Below are 1,949 nucleotides of genomic sequence, written 5' to 3'. Positions count from 1 at the left end.
TTTTTTGTGGAGGGTTCGATTCTGGCTCAGGATGAACGCTGGCGGCGTGCTTAACACATGCAAGTCGAACGGGATCCGACCAGCTTGCTGGTTGGTGAGAGTGGCGAACGGGTGAGTAATGCGTGACCAACCTGCCCCATGCACCGGAATAGCTCCTGGAAACGGGTGGTAATGCCGGATGCTCCACATGACCTCATGGGATTGTGGGAAAGATTTCATCGGCATGGGATGGGGTCGCGTCCTATCAGCTTGACGGCGGGGTAACGGCCCACCGTGGCTTCGACGGGTAGCCGGCCTGAGAGGGCGACCGGCCACATTGGGACTGAGATACGGCCCAGACTCCTACGGGAGGCAGCAGTGGGGAATATTGCACAATGGGCGCAAGCCTGATGCAGCGACGCCGCGTGCGGGATGACGGCCTTCGGGTTGTAAACCGCTTTTGTCAGGGAGCAAGCGAGAGTGAGTGTACCTGTCGAATAAGCGCCGGCTAACTACGTGCCAGCAGCCGCGGTAATACGTAGGGCGCAAGCGTTATCCGGAATTATTGGGCGTAAAGGGCTCGTAGGCGGTTCGTCGCGTCCGGTGTGAAAGTCCATCGCTTAACGGTGGATCCGCGCCGGGTACGGGCGGGCTTGAGTGCGGTAGGGGAGACTGGAATTCCCGGTGTAACGGTGGAATGTGTAGATATCGGGAAGAACACCAATGGCGAAGGCAGGTCTCTGGGCCGTTACTGACGCTGAGGAGCGAAAGCGTGGGGAGCGAACAGGATTAGATACCCTGGTAGTCCACGCCGTAAACGGTGGACGCTGGATGTGGGGCCCTTTCCACGGGTTCCGTGTCGGAGCTAACGCGTTAAGCGTCCCGCCTGGGGAGTACGGCCGCAAGGCTAAAACTCAAAGAAATTGACGGGGGCCCGCACAAGCGGCGGAGCATGCGGATTAATTCGATGCAACGCGAAGAACCTTACCTGGGCTTGACATGTTCCCGACAGCGGCAGAGATGTCGCCTCCCTTCGGGGCGGGTTCACAGGTGGTGCATGGTCGTCGTCAGCTCGTGTCGTGAGATGTTGGGTTAAGTCCCGCAACGAGCGCAACCCTCGCCCTGTGTTGCCAGCACGTCATGGTGGGAACTCACGGGGGACCGCCGGGGTTAACTCGGAGGAAGGTGGGGATGACGTCAGATCATCATGCCCCTTACGTCCAGGGCTTCACGCATGCTACAATGGCCGGTACAGCGGGATGCGACATGGTGACATGGAGCGGATCCCTGAAAACCGGTCTCAGTTCGGATCGCAGTCTGCAACTCGACTGCGTGAAGGCGGAGTCGCTAGTAATCGCGGATCAGCAACGCCGCGGTGAATGCGTTCCCGGGCCTTGTACACACCGCCCGTCAAGTCATGAAAGTGGGCAGCACCCGAAGCCGGTGGCCTAACCAGTTTTCTGGGGGGAGCCGTCTAAGGTGAGGCTCGTGATTGGGACTAAGTCGTAACAAGGTAGCCGTACCGGAAGGTGCGGCTGGATCACCTCCTTTCTACGGAGTATTCAGGCCGGTGTTTGCCGGCTGGTGTGTGCCCGAGCGGCCGGAGATGCCGGTGTCTGCTTGGGTTGCTGGTGTGGAAGAGATCATGTGGCTCGCCTCTTGGGGGCGGGGAGTGGTATGGGCATGCTTTTGGGTTCCCGGACCGCCACCCCGGATGTTTCCGGTGCGGTTCGTGCCCTGCCGTGGTCCGCGGGACGCGTTTGCGTCCTGGTCGGTGGCGTGGCCGGTGCGTGGTGGTTTGAGAACTGGATAGTGGACGCGAGCAAGACCCGATCCTACGGGGTTGGGTGTTGCTGTGATTTCAATGAACTCATTTGAGTTTGTTGCTTGTATCGTTTTGTGATCATTTTAGTGTGATGATTTGTCGTCGAGCGTGAATTCGCTGTGGCCTTCGATGTCCCTTGATCCTT

1 rRNA gene is annotated in these 1,949 nt (G+C 59.2%); it reads left to right on the top strand.

Annotated elements, in window-relative coordinates:
- Window positions 1-3 precede the first annotated feature (3 nt).
- A 16S ribosomal RNA gene (locus D2E24_RS10200) occupies window positions 4-1,530 on the top strand.
- Window positions 1,531-1,949 lie beyond the last annotated feature (419 nt).

Origin of the sequence: Bifidobacterium samirii, assembly GCF_003952945.1 — a bacterium.
GTDB lineage: Bacteria > Actinomycetota > Actinomycetes > Actinomycetales > Bifidobacteriaceae > Bifidobacterium > Bifidobacterium samirii.
Note: the sequence above shows the minus strand (reverse complement) of the source record. Positions and strands in the feature narration are given on the sequence as shown.